Source organism: Achromobacter sp. 2789STDY5608621, from assembly GCF_001299375.1.
Taxonomy (GTDB): Bacteria; Pseudomonadota; Gammaproteobacteria; order Burkholderiales; family Burkholderiaceae_B; genus Achromobacter; species Achromobacter insuavis.
Window position 1 is genome coordinate 141592 of record NZ_CYTU01000008.1, and the last position, 19611, is coordinate 161202.

Annotated in this window: 15 protein-coding genes; 9 read left to right on the forward strand and 6 right to left on the reverse strand. The window is 67.7% G+C overall.

Going from position 1 to position 19611, the window contains the following annotated elements:
• The first annotated feature begins 182 nt into the window (after positions 1-182).
• Positions 183-566, forward strand: coding sequence for a DUF4148 domain-containing protein (locus tag AOZ53_RS11315; RefSeq protein WP_054429298.1), 384 nt, complete (start codon positions 183-185; stop codon positions 564-566).
• Between the two features lie 441 nt (positions 567-1007).
• On the forward strand, positions 1008-2132 hold the full coding sequence (locus AOZ53_RS11320) for a porin (RefSeq protein ID WP_054487832.1): 1125 nt from the start codon (positions 1008-1010) through the stop codon (positions 2130-2132).
• Between the two features lie 170 nt (positions 2133-2302).
• On the opposite strand, the gene ilvA is transcribed toward AOZ53_RS11320, so the two are convergent.
• Positions 2303-3811 (reverse strand): threonine ammonia-lyase, biosynthetic, encoded by a 1509-nt coding sequence (gene ilvA, locus AOZ53_RS11325; protein ID WP_054487834.1) that lies wholly within the window; start codon positions 3809-3811, stop codon positions 2303-2305.
• A 175-nt stretch (positions 3812-3986) separates the two neighbouring features.
• Between ilvA and AOZ53_RS11330 the strand changes: the two genes are divergently transcribed.
• From AOZ53_RS11330 to AOZ53_RS11340, 3 genes are all read left to right on the forward strand, one after another.
• Positions 3987-4511 carry a YqaA family protein gene (locus AOZ53_RS11330; protein ID WP_054429301.1) on the forward strand — a complete coding sequence of 175 codons (525 nt, stop codon included), beginning with the start codon at positions 3987-3989 and terminating at the stop codon, positions 4509-4511.
• 132 nt (positions 4512-4643) lie between these two features.
• Positions 4644-8606 carry a DUF3683 domain-containing protein gene (locus tag AOZ53_RS11335; RefSeq protein ID WP_054429302.1) on the forward strand — a complete coding sequence of 1321 codons (3963 nt, stop codon included), beginning with the start codon at positions 4644-4646 and terminating at the stop codon, positions 8604-8606.
• 173 nt (positions 8607-8779) lie between these two features.
• The gene (locus AOZ53_RS11340) at positions 8780-10651 is read left to right on the forward strand and encodes a DUF3857 domain-containing transglutaminase family protein (RefSeq protein WP_054474882.1); all 1872 of its coding nucleotides are present in this window, start codon (positions 8780-8782) and stop codon (positions 10649-10651) included.
• Between the two features lie 74 nt (positions 10652-10725).
• Here AOZ53_RS11340 and AOZ53_RS11345 read toward each other — a convergent pair whose 3' ends face one another.
• Both AOZ53_RS11345 and AOZ53_RS11350 read right to left on the reverse strand, forming a co-directional pair.
• Complete coding sequence (locus AOZ53_RS11345) at positions 10726-11694, reverse strand: Bug family tripartite tricarboxylate transporter substrate binding protein (RefSeq protein ID WP_054429304.1); 969 nt, start codon at positions 11692-11694, stop codon at positions 10726-10728.
• An 85-nt stretch (positions 11695-11779) separates the two neighbouring features.
• Positions 11780-12499 carry a YggS family pyridoxal phosphate-dependent enzyme gene (locus AOZ53_RS11350; protein WP_054429305.1) on the reverse strand — a complete coding sequence of 240 codons (720 nt, stop codon included), beginning with the start codon at positions 12497-12499 and terminating at the stop codon, positions 11780-11782.
• Between the two features lie 213 nt (positions 12500-12712).
• On the opposite strand from AOZ53_RS11350, the gene AOZ53_RS11355 reads away from it, so the two are divergent.
• Together AOZ53_RS11355 and AOZ53_RS11360 are read left to right on the forward strand one after the other, a co-directional pair.
• Positions 12713-13954 (forward strand): aminotransferase-like domain-containing protein, encoded by a 1242-nt coding sequence (locus AOZ53_RS11355; protein ID WP_054429306.1) that lies wholly within the window; start codon positions 12713-12715, stop codon positions 13952-13954.
• A gap of 127 nt (positions 13955-14081) precedes the next feature.
• Positions 14082-15098, forward strand: coding sequence for an amino acid ABC transporter substrate-binding protein (locus AOZ53_RS11360; RefSeq protein WP_006391783.1), 1017 nt, complete (start codon positions 14082-14084; stop codon positions 15096-15098).
• A 95-nt stretch (positions 15099-15193) separates the two neighbouring features.
• Here the strand turns inward: AOZ53_RS11360 and AOZ53_RS11365 are convergent, their stop codons facing one another.
• The 3 genes from AOZ53_RS11365 to dprA all read right to left on the reverse strand — a co-directional run bounded on the left by AOZ53_RS11365 (position 15194) and on the right by dprA (position 17933).
• Positions 15194-15667, reverse strand: coding sequence for a hypothetical protein (locus tag AOZ53_RS11365; protein WP_054487836.1), 474 nt, complete (start codon positions 15665-15667; stop codon positions 15194-15196).
• Between the two features lie 96 nt (positions 15668-15763).
• A complete protein-coding gene (locus AOZ53_RS11370) occupies positions 15764-16672 on the reverse strand; it encodes a hydroxymethylglutaryl-CoA lyase (protein ID WP_054487838.1) in 909 nt (302 codons plus the stop codon).
• Positions 16673-16823: 151 nt separating this feature from the next.
• Positions 16824-17933 carry a DNA-processing protein DprA gene (gene dprA, locus AOZ53_RS11375; RefSeq protein ID WP_054487840.1) on the reverse strand — a complete coding sequence of 370 codons (1110 nt, stop codon included), beginning with the start codon at positions 17931-17933 and terminating at the stop codon, positions 16824-16826.
• Positions 17934-18121: 188 nt separating this feature from the next.
• Between dprA and def the strand changes: the two genes are divergently transcribed.
• Positions 18122-18634, forward strand: a complete 513-nt coding sequence (def, locus tag AOZ53_RS11380; protein ID WP_006391779.1) for a peptide deformylase — start codon at positions 18122-18124, stop codon at positions 18632-18634.
• A 31-nt stretch (positions 18635-18665) separates the two neighbouring features.
• Positions 18666-19607: a methionyl-tRNA formyltransferase gene (gene fmt / locus AOZ53_RS11385; protein ID WP_054487842.1), complete on the forward strand. Its 942-nt coding sequence runs from the start codon at positions 18666-18668 to the stop codon at positions 19605-19607.
• Positions 19608-19611: the final 4 nt, after the last annotated feature.

A 19611-nucleotide genomic window follows, 5' to 3' on the forward strand; every position in this document is an offset into this window, starting at 1 on the left:
GCGAAGCCCGTTCCGGCGGGATACGCTTTGCAATTGTCCCGTGCATGCAAATATGTTCACCAAAATAAGGGTTTTTACTAGGGCCTGATCGCCAGATACTGCATCCCAGCAATCGAATTGTCACATTGCCGCCGCCGCCCTGGTGGCGGACGGTGTGCCAGGTTTAGGATGGAGTCATCACAATGAAAGCCCTAGCTACCGCACTCATGGTTACCGCAACGCTGGCGGGCATGTCCGCCGCCCACGCCGATGGCAAGACGCGTGAACAGGTCCAGCAGGAACTGCAGGCCGCCAAGGCCGCCGGCCAGGTCACGTTCGGCGAACTGGACTATCCGCCCGCCATCGCCCAGCAGACGGGCATGACGCGCGAACAGGTCCAACAGGAACTGCAAAGCGCCAAGGCCGCCGGCCAGGTCACCAGCGGCGAGCTGGACTACCCGCCGCGCGCCGCCGCCACGCAGACGGTCGGCAAGACCCGCGAACAGGTGCGCGAAGAACTGGCCCAGGCCAAGGCCCGCGGCGAATACACCTTCGGTGAACTGGACTACCCGCCCAAGGGTCGTTGATCCGAGGCTGTCCGCCACGACGCCGAATCGGAAAGCCCCTTGCCCGCCAAGGGGTTTTTTATCTCTAGGTCCGGGGCTCGCCATCGCCGCCGTTGTCGTGTTTATGCCGCATCGACTGTGCCACCCATGCAACATGTGATGTCGATTTCCCTCGGGCACGGCGACTCGCGGCAGTCCTGAAAACACGAATTGTGAGCAAGAATTCACATTTGATATCAAGGCCTTAATACGCATCTTCCGGAACCGTGCGCGGCATGCGGCGGGCATTATCCCGCCCATGGAAAGTAGTTCTTCGAAATCCGGGTTACTTCAAATTGTTCCAGGGCAGACACTAGATTCAGTGCAGACGCCGCTCGCTTTTTTCGTAGCGGCACGCAGGCCGCGGCGATGCCGCCGCGTGGTTGCGGAATGCCTTTATCTCTCGCCATCTTGGGGACTTTTATGAAGAAGACGCTATTGGCAGTCGCGTTGCTGGCCGGTTTCGCCGGCGCCGCGCATGCCGCTGATTCCGTGACGCTGTACGGTTTGATCGACGCCGGTGTCGGCTACGAGCAAGTGAAGTTCAAGGGCCAGTCGCAAAGCCGCATCGGCGCCGTGCAAGGCGTGAGCAGCGGCTCGCGCTTCGGCCTGCGCGGCACGGAAGACCTGGGTGACGGCCTGCGCGCCGTGTTCAACCTGGAAGGCGGTTTCGGCCCGATGAACGGCCAGTCGCTGCAGAACGGTCGCCTGTGGGGCCGCCAGGCCACCGTGGGCCTGGACAGTGATTCGTGGGGCCGCCTGGAATTCGGCCGCCAGACCAACCTGGCCTCGAAGTACTTCGGTTCGATCGATCCGTTCGCCATCAGCTACAACACCGCCAACCTGGGTACGACGTTCAGCAGCGCCAACACCATGCGCCTGGACAACATGGTCCTGTACCAGACCCCCAGCATGGACGGCTTCAAGCTGGGCGTGGGCTATTCGTTCAGCGCCGATGACACCGTCGAAGACGGCGTCAAGGAAAAGCACCAGACCGGCTTCGCCACGGGCAACAACAACCGTGTCCTGACCGTGGGCGCCCAATACCTGAACGGTCCGCTGAACCTGGCCGCGGCCTACGACCGCTTCAATCCGTCCAATGACAGCATCGGCGGCAAGTCCAGCTCGCGCGTCCAGGAATACATCATCGGCGGCACCTACGACTTCGAAGTGGTGAAGCTGGCGGCGGCGTTCAGCCAGACCCGCGACGGCTGGTTCATCGGCCAGAACATGGGCACGACGCCGGACGGCATGCAGAAGCTGGGCTCGTTCAAGCTGGCTGACGGTTTCCGCGCCAACTCCTACATGATCGGCGCCACCGTGCCCCTGGGCCGCCACGCCATCTTCGGTTCCTGGCAGCGCGCCACGCCGAACAACAACAAGCTGACCGGCGACGACGCGACGTTCAACGTCTACAGCCTGGGCTACACGTACGACTTCACCAAGCGCACCAACCTGTACGCGTACGCCTCCTACGGCGACAACTACGCGTTCCAGCACGATGCGCGCGACACCGCGTTCGCGGTGGGTCTGCGTCACCGTTTCTAAGCGAGGGTATCGGCCCGACCGCACCTTGCTGAATGCGCGGCACATCTCCGTGAGCCGCCGAGTGACAGCGAACCCCCCCTTCAGGTTGCGGCCGGGCGAGTCCTGAGCAGAGAAGGGAAGGGCCTCCATGTGGAGGCCCTCTCGTTTTTGGGCGCCTGCTTTTTCGAGGCTTACAGGAACAGCTTGTAGGCCGGGTTGTCGGTCTCGTTCCAGTGGGGGTAGCCGAGCTCCGCCACGAAGCCGCGGAATTGCTTCTTGTCCGCCGCCGGCACCTGGATGCCGATCAGGATGCGGCCGTAGTCGGCGCCCTGGTTGCGGTAATGGAACAGGCTGATGTTCCAGTCGGGGTTCATGGCGTTCAGGAAACGCATCAGCGCGCCCGGGCGTTCCGGGAATTCGAAGCGGTACAGCAGTTCGTCGCGCGCCTGCGCGGACCGGCCGCCGACCATGTGGCGCAAGTGGGTCTTGGCCATTTCGTCGTGCGTCAGGTCGAGCGTATCGAAGCCATGGCGGCGGAAGTGGCTGGCGATCTTGTCGGGTTCGGCCGGCGACGAGACCTGCAGGCCGACGAACACGTGGGCGCGGTCGGAATCGGAAATGCGGTAGTTGAACTCGGTGACGCTGCGTTCGCCGACCAGTTCGCAGAAGCGGCGGAAGCTGCCGCGCTGTTCCGGCATGGTGACGGCGAAGACGGCCTCGCGCATTTCGCCGACCTCGGCGCGTTCGGCCACGAAGCGCAGGCGGTCGAAGTTCATGTTGGCGCCACAGGCGATGGCGACCAGCGTCTTGTCCTTGAGCTTGTGCTCGGCGGCGTACTGCTTGGCGCCGGCCACGGCCATGGCGCCGGCCGGTTCCAGCACGCTGCGCGTGTCCTGGAACACATCCTTGATGGCGGCGCAGATCGAGTCGGTGTCCACCACCACGAAATCATCGACGTACTTGCGCGTCAGCTTGAAGGTCTCGGCGCCCACCAGCTTGACGGCGGTGCCGTCCGAGAACAGCCCGACATCGTTCAATTGCACCCGGCGGCCGGCGCGCACGCTGCGCAGCATGGCGTCGGAGTCTTCGGTCTGCACGCCGATGATCTTGATCTCGGGGCGCAACTGCTTGATGTAGGCGGCCACGCCGGCGATCAGGCCGCCGCCGCCGATGGCCACGAAGATGGCGTCGATCGGGCCGGGGTGCTGGCGCAGGATCTCCATGCCCACCGTGCCCTGGCCGGCGATCACGTCGGGATCGTCGAACGGATGCACGAAGGTCAGTTTCTCTTTCTTTTCCAGCGTCTGCGCGTGGGCGTAGGCGTCGGAGAAGCTCTCGCCGGCCAGCACCACTTCGCCGCCCAGCCGGCGCACCGCGTCGATCTTGACCTGCGGGCTGGTGGTGGGCATGACGATGACCGCGCGGCAGCCGAGCCGCGACGCGGCCAGCGCCACGCCCTGGGCGTGGTTGCCGGCCGAGGCCGCGATCACGCCGCGGTTGCGCGCCGCCGGCGCGAGGTTGGCCATCTTGTTGTACGCCCCGCGCAGCTTGAAGCTGAATACCGCCTGGGTGTCCTCGCGCTTGAGCAGGATCGTATTCGCCATGCGCTGCGACAGCAGGGGCGCGGCTTCGAGCGGCGATTCGACCGCGACGTCGTAGACCTTGGAGGTCAGGATGCGTTTCAGATAATCGGTGGACATGGACTGCGCTTGGGGTAGGGGCGGAAAAATGGAGCGCCAGGCTCGCGGGCCCGATGGCGTGAGCGGGATTATTGCAGGGAAAGCCGGGTCGCCCGACGGTTTTCCGCCAGTTTCATCATGGATCGGACGGGCCCGGCCGGCCGCCGGCCCGCGCGCGGCTACACTCGCTGGCATCATGGAAGAAAGCCTGCTATCGGCCATTCATTGGCTACTGAACCTGTTGGCCCTGCCCTCGGTAGGCCTGCCCGCCATCTTCATCGTTTCGCTGATCTCGGCGACGTTGCTGCCGCTCGGCTCGGAGCCGGCGGTGTTCGGCTACATCAAGCTGTCGCCCGACATGTTCTGGCCCGCCATCCTGGTGGCGACCGCCGGCAACACCATCGGCGGCGCCATCAGCTACGCCATGGGCCTGGGCGCGGAAAAGGCCTTCCAGCGCTGGAAGGAACGCCATCCCCATGCGGCGGACGAACATCGCATGCGGGGCCGCTGGAACGAACGGGCGCATGCCTGGATCCATCGCCTGGGGCCGCCGGCCCTGCTGCTGTCCTGGCTGCCGGGGGTGGGCGATCCGCTGTGCGCCGTGGCCGGCTGGCTGCGGCTGCCGTTCTGGCCCTGCGTGGCCTATATGGCCATCGGCAAGTTCCTGCGCTACCTGGCGATGACGGCCAGTCTGCTGTGGCTGTTCCCGGGTCAGGTATAGCGCTGACGTCGCGCTTAATAAGGGACATATTGCGGCGATATTTTGCGGGTTTTGAGCATTTCCCTGGGGGTATTCGGGGGCAGTTCCGGCCAATGGCATAAAATAATTTTTTAAGGGCCCCCTCTTGCCGCCATGAACGCCCCACTCGCCAGCCACATCTTGAACGGGGCGACGCCGCCCGCAGCACCCGCGCGACTGCGCGAAATCCCCTACAACTACACGTCGTTCTCCGATCGCGAGATCGTCGGCCGGCTGCTGGGCGATGACGCCTGGAGCCTGTTGACCGATCTGCGCGGCGAGCGCCGCACCGGGCGGTCCGCCCGCATGCTGTACGAGGTGCTCGGCGACATCTGGGTGGTGCGCCGCAATCCCTACCTGCAGGACGACCTGCTGGACAACCCCAAGCGCCGCAAGCAGCTGATCGATGCGCTGCACCATCGGCTGGGCGAGATCGACCGCCGCCGCGAACCCGGCGCGCCGGCCGAGGTCGGCCACGATCCGCACCGCGACGAGAAAGTGCTGGGCCTGCTGGGCCGGGCGCGTTCGGCCATCGCCGCCTTCGAGGGCGAGTTCGACCAGACCGCCATGCTGCGCAAGCAGGCGCAGAAGGTGCTGGGCCGCATCACTGCGCGCGACAACATCAAGTTCGACGGCCTGTCGCGCGTCTCGCACGTGACCGACGCCACCGACTGGCGCGTGGAGTACCCGTTCGTGGTGCTGACGCCGGATACGGAAGACGAGATCGCCGCGCTGGTCACCGCCTGTATCGAGCTGGGCCTGACCATCGTGCCGCGCGGCGGCGGCACCGGCTACACCGGCGGCGCGATTCCGCTGACCTGGAAGTCGGCCGTCATCAACACCGAGAAATTCGACAAGCTGGGCAAGGTCGAGTCCTGTATCCTGCCCGGGCTCACCGAGCCCGTGGCCGTCATCCATGCCGGCGCCGGCGTGGTGACCAAGCGGGTGTCGGAAGCGGCCGAGGCGGCCGGTTTCGTTTTCGCCGTGGACCCGACCTCGGCCGAGGCCTCGTGCGTGGGCGGCAACATCGCCATGAACGCCGGCGGCAAGAAGGCCGTGCTGTGGGGCACCGCGCTCGACAACCTGGCCTGGTGGCGCATGGTCGATCCGGACGGCAACTGGCTCGAAGTGACGCGCCTGGCGCACAACATGGGCAAGATCCATGACGTGGACGTGGCCCGCTTCGAACTCAAGTGGTTCGATGGCCGCGGCAAGCCGGGCGAGCGCCTGCTCAAGACCGAGACCCTGGAGATCGCGGGCCGCGTGTTCCGCAAGGAAGGCCTGGGCAAGGACGTCACCGACAAGTTCCTGGCCGGCCTGCCGGGCATCCAGAAGGAAGGCTGCGACGGCCTGATCACGTCGGCGCGCTGGGTGCTGCACCGCATGCCCAAGCACACCCGCACCGTCTGCATGGAATTCTTCGGCCAGGCGCGCGACGCGATTCCGTCGATCGTCGAGGTCAAGGGCTACCTGGACGGCGAGGGCCGCGCCCGTGGCGCCATCCTGGCCGGCCTGGAGCATCTGGACGAGCGCTACCTGCGCGCGGTCGGCTACGCCACCAAGAGCAAGCGCGGTTCGCTGCCCAAGATGGTGCTGATCGGCGACATCGTCGGCGACGACGAGGACGCGGTGGCCGCGGCCGCCAGCGAAGTGGTGCGCCTGGCCAACACGCGCCACGGCGAAGGCTTCGTGGCGGTCAGCGCCGAGGCCCGCAAGAAGTTCTGGCTCGACCGCTCGCGCACCGCCGCGATCGCGCGCCACACCAACGCCTTCAAGATCAACGAAGACGTGGTGATCCCGCTGCCGCGCATGGGCGAGTACACCGACCATATCGAACGCATCAACATCGAGCTGTCGACCCGCAACAAGCTGCGCCTGCTGGGCGCGCTGGACGACTACCTCTGTACGCCCTTGCCGGTCGGCAAGGCCGAAGACGCCGCCGACGACGATGAAACCCGCGCCGAGGTGCTGGCCGAGCGCACGCGCCAGGCCATCGAGCTGCTGGCCGCGGCGCGCCAGCGCTGGCAGTGGCTGCTGGACAACCTGGACCTGCCGCTGGCCGAGGCCATGCCGCAGCTGGACGGCCTGGGCATGTCGCACCTGAGCGCCGCGCTGGCCGAGCGCCTGGCGGCGCAGCCGCAGGCGCGCGTGTTCGACGTGGTGCAGGACCGCACCATCCGCGTGTCGTGGAAGACCGAAGTGCTGGCCGGCCTGCAGGCCGCGTTCTCGGGCGCGGCGCGCAAGCCGATCCTGGACGAACTGGTGGCGATCCACGGCCGCGTGCTCAAGAGCCGCGTGTTCGTGGCGCTGCACATGCACGCGGGCGACGGCAACGTGCACACCAACATCCCGGTCAACTCGGACGACTACGGCATGCTGCAGGAGGCCCACCAGGCCGTCGAGCGCATCATGCAGATCGCGCGCGACCTGGACGGCGTGATCTCGGGCGAGCACGGCATCGGCCTGACCAAGTACGAGTTCCTGACGGAAGCCGAGCTGGCGCCGTTCCAGGACTACAAGCGCCGCGTCGACCCCAATGGCCACTTCAACGCCGGCAAGCTCATGCCCGGCGCCGACCTGCGCCACGCCTGGACGCCCAGCTTCAACCTGATGGGCCACGAGTCGCTGATCATGCAGCAGAGCGACATCGGCGCCATCTCGGATTCGATCAAGGACTGCCTGCGCTGCGGCAAGTGCAAGCCGGTGTGCGCCACCCACGTGCCGCGCGCCAACCTGCTGTATTCGCCGCGCAACAAGATCCTGGCGACCTCGCTGCTGGTCGAGGCCTTCCTGTACGAAGAGCAGACCCGCCGCGGCGTCAGCCTGAAACACTGGGAAGAATTCGAGGACGTGGCCGACCACTGCACCGTCTGCCACAAGTGCTACAACCCCTGTCCGGTCGACATCGACTTCGGCGACGTGTCGATGAACATGCGCGCCGTGCTGCGGCGCATGGGCCGCAAGTCGTTCAATCCGGGCACGGCCAGCGCCATGTTCTTCCTGAACGCCAAGGATCCGGCCACCATCAACGCCACCCGCAAGGCGATGGTGGGCGTGGGCTACAAGGTTCAGCGCGCCGCGCACGACCTGCTGTCGGGCCTGGTGAAGAAGCAGACCTCGGCGCCGCCGGCGACCGTCGGCAAGCCGCCGCTGCGCGAGCAGGTGGTGCACTTCGTCAACAAGAAGATGCCGGGCGGGCTGCCCAAGCAGGCCGCGCGCAAGCTGCTGGACATCGAGGACGCGAACTACGTGCCGATCATCCGCGATCCGAAGGCCACCACGGCCGACACGGAAGCGGTGTTCTACTTCCCGGGCTGCGGTTCGGAACGCCTGTTCTCGCAGGTCGGCCTGGCCACGCAGGCGATGCTGTGGCATGCCGGCGTGCAGACCGTGCTGCCGCCGGGCTACCTGTGCTGCGGCTATCCGCAGCGCGGCAACGGCATGACCGACAAGGCCGAGCAGATCATCACCGACAACCGGGTGCTGTTCCACCGCGTCGCCAACACGCTCAACTACCTGGACATCAAGACCGTGGTGGTCAGCTGCGGCACTTGCTACGACCAGCTGGCCGGCTACGAGTTCGAGAAGATCTTCCCGGGCTGCCGCCTGATCGACATCCACGAATACCTGCTGGAAAAGGGCATCAAGCTGGAAGGCGCCAAGGGCGTGCGCTACATGTACCACGACCCCTGCCACACGCCGATGAAGCTGCAGGATCCGATGAAGACCGTGCGTTCGCTGGTGGGCGACGGCGCCGTCAAGAGCGACCGCTGCTGCGGCGAGTCGGGCACGCTGGCGGTCAGCCGGCCGGACATCTCGACCCAGGTGCGCTTCCGCAAGCAGGAAGAGCTGCTCAAGGGCGACGCCGCGCTGCGCACCGACGGCTTCACGGGTGACGTCAAGGTGCTGACCTCGTGCCCGTCGTGCCTGCAGGGCCTGTCGCGCTACCAGGGCGACACCGGCATGGACGCCGACTACATCGTGGTCGAGATGGCGCGCCACATCCTCGGCGAAGGCTGGATGGAAGAGTACGTGCGCCGCGCCAACGCGGGCGGCATCGAGCGCGTGCTGGTGTAGCGCGTCGCCGGCCAGTGGCCGGCGCGCCGCGTCTCGCAACGCCCGGCGGATTCGCCGGGCGTTTTGTTTTTCGCGCGATAGCGCAGGCGGGCCATGGCCGCGGCGACTTGTGCTGCTATTTCATTGCAAATAACATTGCGTCTCAATTGTAAAGTGAGGTGTCAGCAGTTTCCATGCCCGTTTTCCCCCGAACCCCGCTCCTTGCCGCCGTCCTCGCGACCGTGGCCAGCCTGCCCGCCCAGGGCGCCCTGCAACCCGTCGCCGAAGCGCCGCTGTCCGGCGACACCGAATTCCACTGCCGCTTCGGCCAGGACAACAGCACCGAGTGCGTGAGCACCTACCGCTACACCATCCTGACGCTGGCCGGGCGCGAGCTGGTCTCGCGCATCGACCGCAGTTATGCCGAGAACGACAGCGTCGAGGTCGAGCGCGCCGAGCTGATCCAGCCCGGCGAAAAGCCCGTGCCCCTGACGGCCGACCAGATCGATACCCGCATGGCGCCGAATCCGGACCAGGGTTTCCTGCGCAACAAGCAGACCTCGCTGGCCTTTCCCAATCTGCGGGTGGGCAGCACCATCGTCTACACGCTGCGCGAGCGTTACGCCGGCATCCCGTCGGCCACGCAATTCCACTACGTGCTGGGCTTGCAGCCGCGGGCGGTGCGCCAGGAGCGCTTTCGCGCCGAGTTCAGCGCCGAGCGCCCGATGGTCTGGCGGACCGAGGCGATGGACGCCTATCGCGTCGAGGCCTCGCCCGATGCGCGCCGCATCACGGTGGAGCTAAAGGCCACGCCTTACTACTACGCCTACGTCAACGAGTCGGACAAGGGCTATCTGCGCCAGTCGCCGCGCCTGGAGATCGGCAGTTCGGCCGCCTTGCAGGACCATTTCGGCCCATTCGCGGCGCGCTACAACGCCATCCTGGCGGCGGCCTTGCCCGAAGGCGCGGCCGCGGCCGTCGCGGCCCAGCGGGGCAAGGCCCCGGCGCAGATCGTGGCCGCGCTGATGCGCCACATCCATGAGCGCTATCGCTACCTGGGCGACTGGCGCAACAGCGAACGCGGCCAGATTCCCTTCGCGCTCGATGAGATCGAGCGGCGCGGCTATGGCGACTGCAAGGACCTGTCGGTGCTGCTGACGGCCATGCTGCGCGCGGCCGGCATCGCCGCCGAACCCGCGCTGGTGACGCGCGGCACGGTGGCGCCGGCGGTGCTGCTGCCAGGGCTGTCGGCGCCCAACCACGCCATCGTGCGCGCCCAGGTGCAGGGCCAGACCTGGTGGCTGGACCCCACCAATCCGGTGTTCGTGCCGGGCTTCACCATGCCCGACATCCAGCAGCGCTGGGCCTTCGTCATGGACGATCAGGGCAATGTGCGGCGCGAGGACATTCCGCTCGAACGCCCCGCGCCCAGCGTCGTGGTGACGCGCCATGAACAGTTCGACAAGGACGGGCAGGCCAGCGTGCGCGCCTCTGTCGAGGTCAGCCGCATGGTGGCGGCGGAAGTCAGCGTGGGCGATCAGCAGAACGGCGCGACGGCCATGGACCAGGCGCTGTGCCGCAGCTTCGCCGCCGAGAACCGCGACTGCCGGCTGCGGCGCGCCGCCAGCGATTTCGTGGTGCCGGCGGCCTACCGCATCGACGCCACGCTGGTGGACCTGCGGGCGCTGGAACGGGTCGGCCGCCAGCAGGTCTACACGCACACCGAATTGAGCGATGACTGGGAGTTCTTCGCGCGCTACCGCCAGGCGGGCCAGCTGGCCGACATCTACCTCGGCACGCCGGAAACCACCTCCTATGACGTGACGCTGGCCGGCGGCAAGGTCGACGCGCCGCCGCTGCATTGTCAGGTCCGGTCGCCGTGGATCGACGTGGACCTGGACGGCAAGCCGGCCAAGGCGGGCTACCAGTACCGCTACCGCAGCGCCAGGAAGGTCAGCTGGTTCAGCCATGACGAGATCGGCTCGGAGGCGTTCGGGCAGGCGATCGAGCAGGGCCGGCAATGCGTCGAGGCATTGCGCATGGTGGTGACGCTGCCGCGCAAGTGAGCGCTGGACGCGGCAGCGCCACCCAGGAAAAACGCGGCCGGAGGGCCGCGTTTTTCATATCAGGCAGGTCGCGCTCATTCGAGCTTAATGTTGGCCTTCTTGATCACTTCCGCCCAGGCGGTGCGTTCCTGGTCGGCATAGGCCTTGAATTCCTGCGCCGACAGCGGCATCGGGATGACGCCCATGTCCAGCATCTTCTGCGACACGGCGGGCGACTTCAGCGCGGCGTCGAGTTCGGCGGACAGCTTTTTGACCACGGGCTCGGGCAGGCCGCCGGGCGCGACCAGGCCTTGCCAGGCGTAGGCGGTGAAGTCCGACACGCCTTGCTCGGCCATGGTGGGCGTGTCCGGCAGCACGGCGACGCGCTCGGGCGTGGCCGCGGCCAGCACGCGCAGCTTGCCGGCCTTGACGTTGGGCAGGCCCGCGGCCAGGTCGATGAACATCACATCCACCTGTCCGCCCAGCAGATCCTGGATGGCGGGCGCCGCGCCCTTGTAGGGCACGTGCAGCAGGTTGGCGCCGGTGCGCTGCTTGAACAGTTCCAGCGCCAGGTGGTGCGGCGAGCCGGCGCCGGCCGAGGCGGCGGTCAGCTTGCCGGGTTCCTTCTTGGCGGCCTGGATCACGTCGTCGACCGTCTTGTAGGGCGAGTTGACGTTCACCGCCAGCAGCAGCGGGAACTTGGCGATGCCGCCGATGTAGGTGAACTTGGACGGGTCGTAGGCCAGCTTGGCGTAGAGCGTGGGGTTGTACGCCAGCGTGCCGGAATCGGCGGTGCCGATGACGTAGCCGCTGGGTTCGGCCTGCGAGATCGCGGTGGCGCCGATGATGGTGGCGGCGCCGGGGCGGTTCTCGACCACGATGGTCTGGCCGAGCGGCTTCTCGATGCCGCTGGCGACGGTGCGCGCGACCACGTCGGCGCCGCCGCCGGCCGGGTAGGGCACGATCCAGCGGACGGGTTGGGCGGGCCAGGATTGGGCCGAGGCCGCGGTGGCGGCCAGCGACAGGGCGGCAAGCGCCAACAGGCGCCGGGCGTGTTTGTGCATGGGGTGTCTCCTCGTTTTTTTGCGAGGGTATTATGCCCCGGCCGCCCGGCAATATGCGCTCGTTTGCGGCCCCGGAATCAGCGGCTTATTGCGGATCGGGGTAGCTGCGGGCGCCGAAGATGGCGGTGCCGATGCGCACTTCGGTCGAGCCTTCCTCGATCGCCAGCTCGAAATCGCCGCTCATGCCCATGGACAGGCGCTCCAGCGACACCCCGGCGATGCTTTCCTGGCGCAACTGGTCGCGCAGCTCGCGCAGGGCGCGGAAGCAGGCGCGCACTTCCAGCGGGTCGGGCGAATTGGCCGCCATGGTCATCAGGCCCTGCACCCGCAGGGTGGGGAAGTCCGCCGTGATGCGGCGCAGGAACGCCGCCACGTCGGCGGGGGCCATGCCGTACTTGCTGGGTTCGCTGGAGGTTTTGACCTGCACCAGCACGTCCAGGGTCCGGCCCTCATTGACCAGGCGGCGGTGCAGGGCCTCGGCCAGATCGAGCCGGTCGAGCGACTGCAGCTCGGTGGCGTCGCGCGCCGCGTCCTTGGCCTTGTTGGTCTGCAAGTGACCGATCAGGACCCATTGCAGGCCCTGGCCGGCCAGCGCGGCCGCCTTCTGGCGCAGTTCCTGGGTCTTGTTCTCGCCAAAACGGGTCAGGCCCAGGGCCATGGCCTCGCGCACGGCATCCACCTCGAACGTCTTGCTGACGGGCAGCAGCGTCACGCTGTCCGGCGCCCGGCCGGCGCGTTCGCAGGCCTGGGCGATGCGTTGCCGGATCCGGGCCAGGCGGGTGGCCATGGTGTCTACATCGGTCATGCGGGGTCTCTTGGGAACGGAATGTCCCATAGTGTAGGACGCGCGTGCACCGTTTCGCCACACCGCGCCGCGCAGGGGCGCGTGTTCGTTGACCCTGTCTGAGCGGCAGGCTTAGAATTTGTCGATATTTGTTTAGATTTCAATGTTCTAAACCCGCCAGCGCCGTCGTTGAACGGCGCGGGTCCTTCCTTTCTCCTCGTCGTCCCTTCCGCCATGTCCAGCGCCGCGCCCGAGTACGCTTTTGCCACGCCTTTCCTGAATCCCCCCGCTTCCCCGATCCGTTCGCTCATGCCTTACGCGATGCGCCCCGGCACCATTTCGCTGGCGGGCGGCTATCCCGCGCAGGAACTGTTCGACGTGGACGGCCTGACGATCGCGTCGACCCAGGTGCTGGCGCGCCTGGGCGCCTGCCTGCAGTACTCCAACATCGACGGCCAGGCCAGCCTGCGCAACGAACTGGCGCGCCTGTCGGCGGCGCGCGGCCTGCACTGCAATCCGGACACCGAACTGGCCGTCACCGGCGGTTCGCAGCAGGCCATGGCCTTGCTGTCGCGCGTGATGCTGCAGCCGGGCGACCACGCCATCATCGAATCGCCCGCGTTCCCCAATTCCGTGCAGGCGCTGCGCTACACCGGCGCCACCGTGCACACCGTGCCGTCCGGCCCGGATGGCGTCGACATCGATGCGCTCGATGAACTGGCCGCGCGCATCAAGCCCAAGATCGTCTGCGTGGTGGCCTCGTTCTCCAATCCCTGTGGCGCCACCATCTCGCGCCAGCGCCGCCTGCGGCTGCTGGAGCTGGCGGTCAAGCACCGCTTCCTGATCGTCGAGGACGATCCCTACAGTGAACTGCGCTTCGCCGGCGAAGCCGTGCCGCCCATCATGGCGCTGGCCGAGGGCGAAGCCCGCAACTGGGCCGTGTACCTGGCCAGCATGTCCAAGACCATGGCGCCCGCGCTGCGCATCGGCTGGCTGGTGGCCCCGCCCGAGATCCGCCGCCGCTGCGTCGGCGCCAAGGCCGCCGACGACATGGCCTCGTCCGCGTGGATCCAGGAAGTGGTGGCGCAGTACCTGGCCAACGGCCGCTATGAAGAACACGTGCCGCGCATCCGCGCCGCCTACGGCCTGCGTTGCGACGCCATGGCCGCCGGCCTGGAGCGCGAACTGGCCGGCCGCATCACCTTCAGCAAGCCCGAAGGCGGCATGTTCTTCTGGGCGCGCCTGAACGGCGAGGTCGACGCGACCCGCCTGCTGCCCTATGCCATCGAGCACGAAGTGGTCTACGTGCCGGGCAAGGCGTTTTACGCCGACGCGGCCCAGGCCGACCTGCACGCCATGCGCATGTCGTTCGCCACCATGAACGAAAGCCAGATCGCGCAGGGCATGCAGCGGCTCAGCCGCGCGCTGGACGCCTGCGAGGCCAACCAGCCGGTGTCGATTTCGCTGGCGGCGTGATATACCCAAATAAGCGCTTGTTATTTGGCGCGGGCGCTTCATGTCGATAAGCTTCTCGCCTCGGCGCGCTTGCGCGCCCTGCTACAACAGGGCGCTTGCGCGTCCCGGTACAACAGGAAAACAAGTCATGAACATTGCAAAAGGGTTGGCGGGTGCGGCGTTGTTGTTTGCCGCGGCACAAGGGGCACAAGCGGCGACGCTGGACGTCGTGCGCCAGCGCGGGGCGGTCACCTGCGGCACCACCACGGGCTTCGCGGGCTTCTCCGCCCCTGACGCGCAGGGCAAGTGGCAGGGTCTGGACGTGGACCTGTGCCGCGCCATCGCCGCGGCGGTGTTCGGCGACGCCGACAAGATCAAGGTCGTGCCGCTCAACTCGCAGCAGCGCTTCACCGCGCTGCAGTCGGGCGAAGTCGACGTGCTGACCCGCAACACCACCGTGACGCAGCAGCGCGACACCGCGCTGGGCATCATCCACGCCGGCATCAACTTCTACGACGGCCAGGGCTTCCTGGTGCCCAAGTCGCTGGGCGTCAAGAGCGCCAAGGAAATCAACGGCGCGACCATCTGCCTGCAGACCGGCACCTCGAACGAGAACACGCTGGCCGACTGGGCGCGCGCCAACAAGGTCACTTACAAGCCGGTGGTGATCGAGACCTTCAACGAAGTGGTCAACGCCTTTGCCGCGGGCCGTTGCGACGTGTTCTCGACCGACGCCTCGGGCCTGGCCTCGATCCGCATCTCCAAGCTGCAGAAGCCCGACGACTACGTGGTGCTGCCCGAGATCATCTCGAAGGAACCGCTGGGTCCGTTCGTGCGCCAGGGCGACGACGCGTGGCTGAACATCGTGCGCTGGTCGCTCTCGGCCATGATCGAGGCCGAGGAATACGGCGTGACCTCCAAGAACGTCGACGAGCAGGCCAAGAGCGACAACCCCAATATCAAGCGCATCCTGGGCGTGACGCCCGGCGGCGGCGCCAATCTGGGGCTGGACGAGAAGTGGGCCTACAACATCGTCAAGCAGGTCGGCAACTACGGCGAGAGCTTCGAGCGCAACGTCGGCGAGGGCAGCCCGCTGAAGATCAAGCGCGGCCTGAATGCGCAGTGGACGCAAGGCGGCCTGATGTACGCGCTGCCGATCCGCTGAGCGCGGCGTGATCCGGCGCGCCGGCCGGATTCGCCAACAAAAAACCGATGCTGCGGCATCGGTTTTTTATTGGGCGCGTATTGCGTCGCGGGCCGTCAGCCGCGCCGGTAGACCTGCGCGATCCGGGTGAAGGCGTTGCGCAGTTCGCGCGTGCCGCCCTGGAAGATCACGGGCCGGCCGCGGTGCGTGAACACCACCAGGCGCTTGGAAAAGATCATCGGCACGAAGCGCGCTTCGCGCACGTCTTCCCAGGCCACCTCGCGGCGCGAGAACCAAGTCTGGCGCAGTCCGCGTTCGTCGATGGTGGTGATGGACGTCTGCATGTGCCAGGATACGAACAGCAGGCCGATGAAGCACAGCCCCACCACCAGCGCCATCGAGCTCTCGAGCGGCTGGCCCGGCGCGCGGATGGCGGTCGTGACCACCTGCACGCCCAGCACCGCCAGGATCACCCAGGTCAGGATGCGCACCCAGTCGGGCCACGCCTGCCCCGACAGCGGCAGCGGACCGATGGCGCGGAGCAGGGCGGCGTGTTCCTCGGGCGAGGGGGGCGAGGCGGGGGACGTCATGCGGCTGCGGAGTTCCGGTAGCGTTGCGGAAAGACTTGCGCCGGTTGACCCGGACGCTCACGCGAAACGCGCGCAGCCATTCTACGGCGATTCGCGTCAGGCGGCCCGCTTGGCGGCAATGGCGTTGCCGGCCCGGCTGGAGCCCTTGCGATTGAGGTTGGCCGACATCCATTGGCCGATGTCCACCACCGCGTCGAAGTCGACGCCGGTATCGATGTCCAGGCCGCGCAGCATGTACAGCACGTCTTCGGTGGCGACGTTGCCGGTCGCGCCCTTGGCGTAGGGGCAACCGCCCAGGCCGGCCACCGAGGCGTGGAAGATCGAGATGCCGGTCTCCAGCGACGCCAGGATGTTGGCCAGCGCCTGGCCGTAGGTGTCGTGGAAGTGGCCCGAGACGCGCGCCGGGTCCACCACGCGGGTGACCGCGGTCATCACGTCGCGCACGCGTTGCGGCGTGCCCACGCCGATGGTGTCGGCCACGTCGATCTCGTCGACCTGCATGGCCAGGTAGCGCTGGGCCACGTCGACCACGGATTCGATCGGCACTTCGCCCTGGTAGGGACAGCCCAGCGCGCAGCTGATGCTGCCGCGCACGCGGATGCCGGCTTCGCGGGCGGCCTGCACCACGGGTTCGAAGCGCGCGATGGATTCGGCGATCGAGCAGTTGATGTTCTTTTGCGAGAAGGCCTCGCTGGCCGCGCCGAAGATGACGATTTCGTCCGCGCCGGCCGCCAGCGCGCCTTCGAAGCCCTTCATGTTGGGCGTGAGCACCGAGTAGATCGTGCCGGGACGGCGCTGGATCCGCGCCATGACGTCGGCGCCGTCGGCCATCTGCGGCACCCACTTGGGCGACACGAACGAGGCCGCCTCGACGTTGGGAAAGCCGGCGGCCGCGAGGCGGTCGATCAGTTCCACCTTGATGTCGGTGGGGACGAATTCCTTTTCATTCTGCAGGCCGTCGCGGGGCGAAACCTCGACGATCTTGACGCGTGTGGGCAATGCCATGTCTCTTCCTGTATCGGTATCGGGGGGCGGCCGCGGCGGCGGCACGGCGCCAACGCCAATATTAGCGCCATCGCATCCGGCCCCGCTCGCGCGCCGCCCAAGGGCTGTCCAGGCGCTGGCCGGCCTCCGCCCTGGGTCTTGGCGCGGCCCCTTATTTCAGGCGTTGGAAGCGTCCGTCGTCCAGGCGCGCCACGCGCGCGGCCAGTTCCAGCTCCAGCAACTGGGCCTGCAGGTCGGCGGTCTCCAGGCCGCAGCGGGCCTGGATCGCGTCCAGGTGCAACGGGTCGAAGCCCAGGGCCTCCAGCACAGGGTGGGGGGCGGCGCTCTCGGCCGGCGCGGCCGGGCGGGCGCCGGGCTGCGGGCCGCCGCCGAGTTCGTCGGTGATGTCGGCCGCGGTCTCCACCAGCTTGGCGCCCTGGCGGATCAGCGCATGGCAACCGCGCGACAGCGGCGAGTGGATCGAGCCGGGAATGGCGAACACTTCGCGCCCGCTTTCGCCCGCCAGCCGCGCAGTGATGAGCGAGCCGCTCTGTTTCGCGGCCTCGACCACCAGCACGCCGCGCGCCAGGCCTGCCACGATGCGGTTGCGCTTGGGAAAGTGCTGCGGCAGGGCGCCGGTCCCCATCGGCAGTTCGGACACCAGCGCGCCGTGCGCGGCGATGCGATGCGCCAGGTCGCGGTGCCGCGCCGGGTAGATTCGGTCGATGCCGGTGCCCATCACGGCGACCGTGCCGGCGCCGCCGGGGCCGGCTTCCAGGGCGCCTTCATGGGCCGCCGCGTCGATGCCCAGCGCCAGCCCGCTGACCACGCGCCAGCCGTTGCCGGCCAGGTGGCGGGCGAAGGCGCGGGCGTTTTCCTGGCCGCCGGGGGTCGCGTTGCGGGCGCCCACGACCGCCAGCGACGGTCCCTGCAGATAGGCCGGGTCGCCGTTCACGTAGAGCAGGATGGGCGGGTCGGCGATGGTCAGCAGGCTTTGCGGATAGGCGGGATCGGCCAGCGTCAGGATATGGCGGCCGGGCGCCTCGACCCATTGCAGCGCGCTGTCGACCTGCGCGGCCATGTCGGCCGGCATGGGGGCGGCCAGCTGGCGGGCCAGCGCATCCGGCAACTGGCGCGCCAGGGCCGAGGCGCGCTGCGCGTAGATCTGCTCCGGCAGGCCCAGCGCGCCCAGCAGCGTGCAGGCGGTGGCCGAGCCGATACCGGGCTCCAGGGACAGGCGCAACCAGGCGGACAGTTCGGCAGGGGTGTGGGTGAGCGGCATGTTCGAGAGTGTCGCATGGCGGCCACGGCGGTCCCGGCAAGGGGGATCGAATGGTCCCGGCCGGACCGGCCCGTAAATCGGGGGCGGGTGGGGCCGGATAATCCTCGGGTTAGCCGAAAACTATTAGAAATCAAGAATCTAATGAATTAAACTGTTGGTCAGGCACTCTTACCGACGATTCCTTTTCAATGGCATTACTCCCTATTCTTCGCTACCCGGATCCGCGCTTGCACAAGAAGGCCAAGCCGGTCGCCGAGGTCGATGACCGCATCCGCCAACTGGTGCGCGACATGGCCGACACCATGTACGACGCGCCGGGCGTGGGCCTGGCCGCGACGCAGGTCGACGTGCACGAGCGCGTCGTCGTCATCGACGTCTCCGAAGAAAGCAATCAGCTGCTGGTGTTGATCAATCCCGAGATCACCTGGCACAGCGACGATTACAAGATCTACGAGGAAGGCTGCCTGTCGGTCCCGGGCATCTATGACGAAGTCGAGCGCGCCTCGCGCATCCGCTGCAAGGCGCTGGACATCGACGGCAAGCCGTTCGAGTTCGAGGCCGACGGCCTGCTGGCCGTGTGCGTGCAGCACGAGCTCGACCACCTGGAAGGCAAGGTGTTCGTCGAATACCTGTCCAACCTGAAGCAGAACCGCATCAAGACCAAGCTGAAAAAGGCCGAGCGCGAAGCGCTGCGCGCCTGATGCCCGTTTCCTCCTTCCCGGTCCGATCCCCATGCGCCTAGTTTTCGCCGGCACGCCGGAATTCGCCCGTATCGCCTTCGACGCCCTGCGGGCCGCCGGCCACGACATCCCGTTGGTCATGACCCAGCCCGACCGTCCCGCGGGTCGCGGACTCAAGCTGACCCCGAGCCCGGTCAAGCAGGCCGCGCTCGACGCCGGCATCGAGGTCGCCCAGCCGCGCAGCCTGCGGCTCGATGGCCGCTACCCCGAGGAAGCCGCCGAGGCCCGCGCCCTGCTCGAGCGCATCGCGCCCGACGTCATGGTGGTCGCGGCCTATGGCCTGATCCTGCCGCAGTGGGTGCTGGACCTGCCGCGCCGGGGTTGCCTGAACATCCACGCCAGCCTGTTGCCGCGCTGGCGCGGCGCGGCGCCGATCCAGCGCGCCATCGAGGCCGGCGATGACCGCACCGGGGTCACCATCATGCAGATGGACGCGGGCCTGGACACCGGCGACATGCTGCTGGAACGCATCGTGCCGATCGGCGCCGACACCAATGCCGCGCAATTGCACGACGCGCTGGCGCTGGCCGGCGGCGAGGCGATCGTGGCGGCCCTGGCCGCGCTGGGCCAGGGCGGTTTGACGCCGACCCCGCAGCCCGAGGAAGGCGTGACCTACGCCGCCAAGCTGGACAAGGCCGAGGCCGCGCTCGATTGCAGCCAGGCGGCGGAACTGCTGGCGCGCCGCGTGCGCGCCTTCAACCCGGTGCCGGGCGCCAGCATCCGCCTGCCAGGCCTGGCCGATCCGGTGAAGGTGTGGCGCGCCCAGGCCTTGCCGCAGCCCGCCACGGCCGCGCCCGGCAGCGTGCTGCGCGCGGACGCCGAGGGCATCGACATCGCGACCGGCGAGGGCGTATTGCGCTTGCTGGAGTTGCAGAAGGCCGGCGGCAAGCGCCAGCCGGTGGACGTGTTCGTGCGGGGCTGGCAGCCGGCCTGAGGCC

Excerpts from the sequence above, each read along its gene's own strand:
- AOZ53_RS11315 (WP_054429298.1), top strand. The coding sequence starts at position 183 with ATGAAAGCCCTAGCTACCGCACTCATGGTTACCGCAACGCTGGCGGGC.
- AOZ53_RS11320 (WP_054487832.1), top strand. The coding sequence starts at position 1,008 with ATGAAGAAGACGCTATTGGCAGTCGCGTTGCTGGCCGGTTTCGCCGGC.
- ilvA (WP_054487834.1), bottom strand. The coding sequence starts at position 3,811 with ATGTCCACCGATTATCTGAAACGCATCCTGACCTCCAAGGTCTACGAC.
- AOZ53_RS11330 (WP_054429301.1), top strand. The coding sequence starts at position 3,987 with ATGGAAGAAAGCCTGCTATCGGCCATTCATTGGCTACTGAACCTGTTG.
- AOZ53_RS11335 (WP_054429302.1), top strand. The coding sequence starts at position 4,644 with ATGAACGCCCCACTCGCCAGCCACATCTTGAACGGGGCGACGCCGCCC.
- AOZ53_RS11340 (WP_054474882.1), top strand. The coding sequence starts at position 8,780 with ATGCCCGTTTTCCCCCGAACCCCGCTCCTTGCCGCCGTCCTCGCGACC.
- AOZ53_RS11345 (WP_054429304.1), bottom strand. The coding sequence starts at position 11,694 with ATGCACAAACACGCCCGGCGCCTGTTGGCGCTTGCCGCCCTGTCGCTG.
- AOZ53_RS11350 (WP_054429305.1), bottom strand. The coding sequence starts at position 12,499 with ATGACCGATGTAGACACCATGGCCACCCGCCTGGCCCGGATCCGGCAA.
- AOZ53_RS11355 (WP_054429306.1), top strand. The coding sequence starts at position 12,713 with ATGTCCAGCGCCGCGCCCGAGTACGCTTTTGCCACGCCTTTCCTGAAT.
- AOZ53_RS11360 (WP_006391783.1), top strand. The coding sequence starts at position 14,082 with ATGAACATTGCAAAAGGGTTGGCGGGTGCGGCGTTGTTGTTTGCCGCG.
- AOZ53_RS11365 (WP_054487836.1), bottom strand. The coding sequence starts at position 15,667 with ATGACGTCCCCCGCCTCGCCCCCCTCGCCCGAGGAACACGCCGCCCTG.
- AOZ53_RS11370 (WP_054487838.1), bottom strand. The coding sequence starts at position 16,672 with ATGGCATTGCCCACACGCGTCAAGATCGTCGAGGTTTCGCCCCGCGAC.
- dprA (WP_054487840.1), bottom strand. The coding sequence starts at position 17,933 with ATGCCGCTCACCCACACCCCTGCCGAACTGTCCGCCTGGTTGCGCCTG.
- def (WP_006391779.1), top strand. The coding sequence starts at position 18,122 with ATGGCATTACTCCCTATTCTTCGCTACCCGGATCCGCGCTTGCACAAG.
- fmt (WP_054487842.1), top strand. The coding sequence starts at position 18,666 with ATGCGCCTAGTTTTCGCCGGCACGCCGGAATTCGCCCGTATCGCCTTC.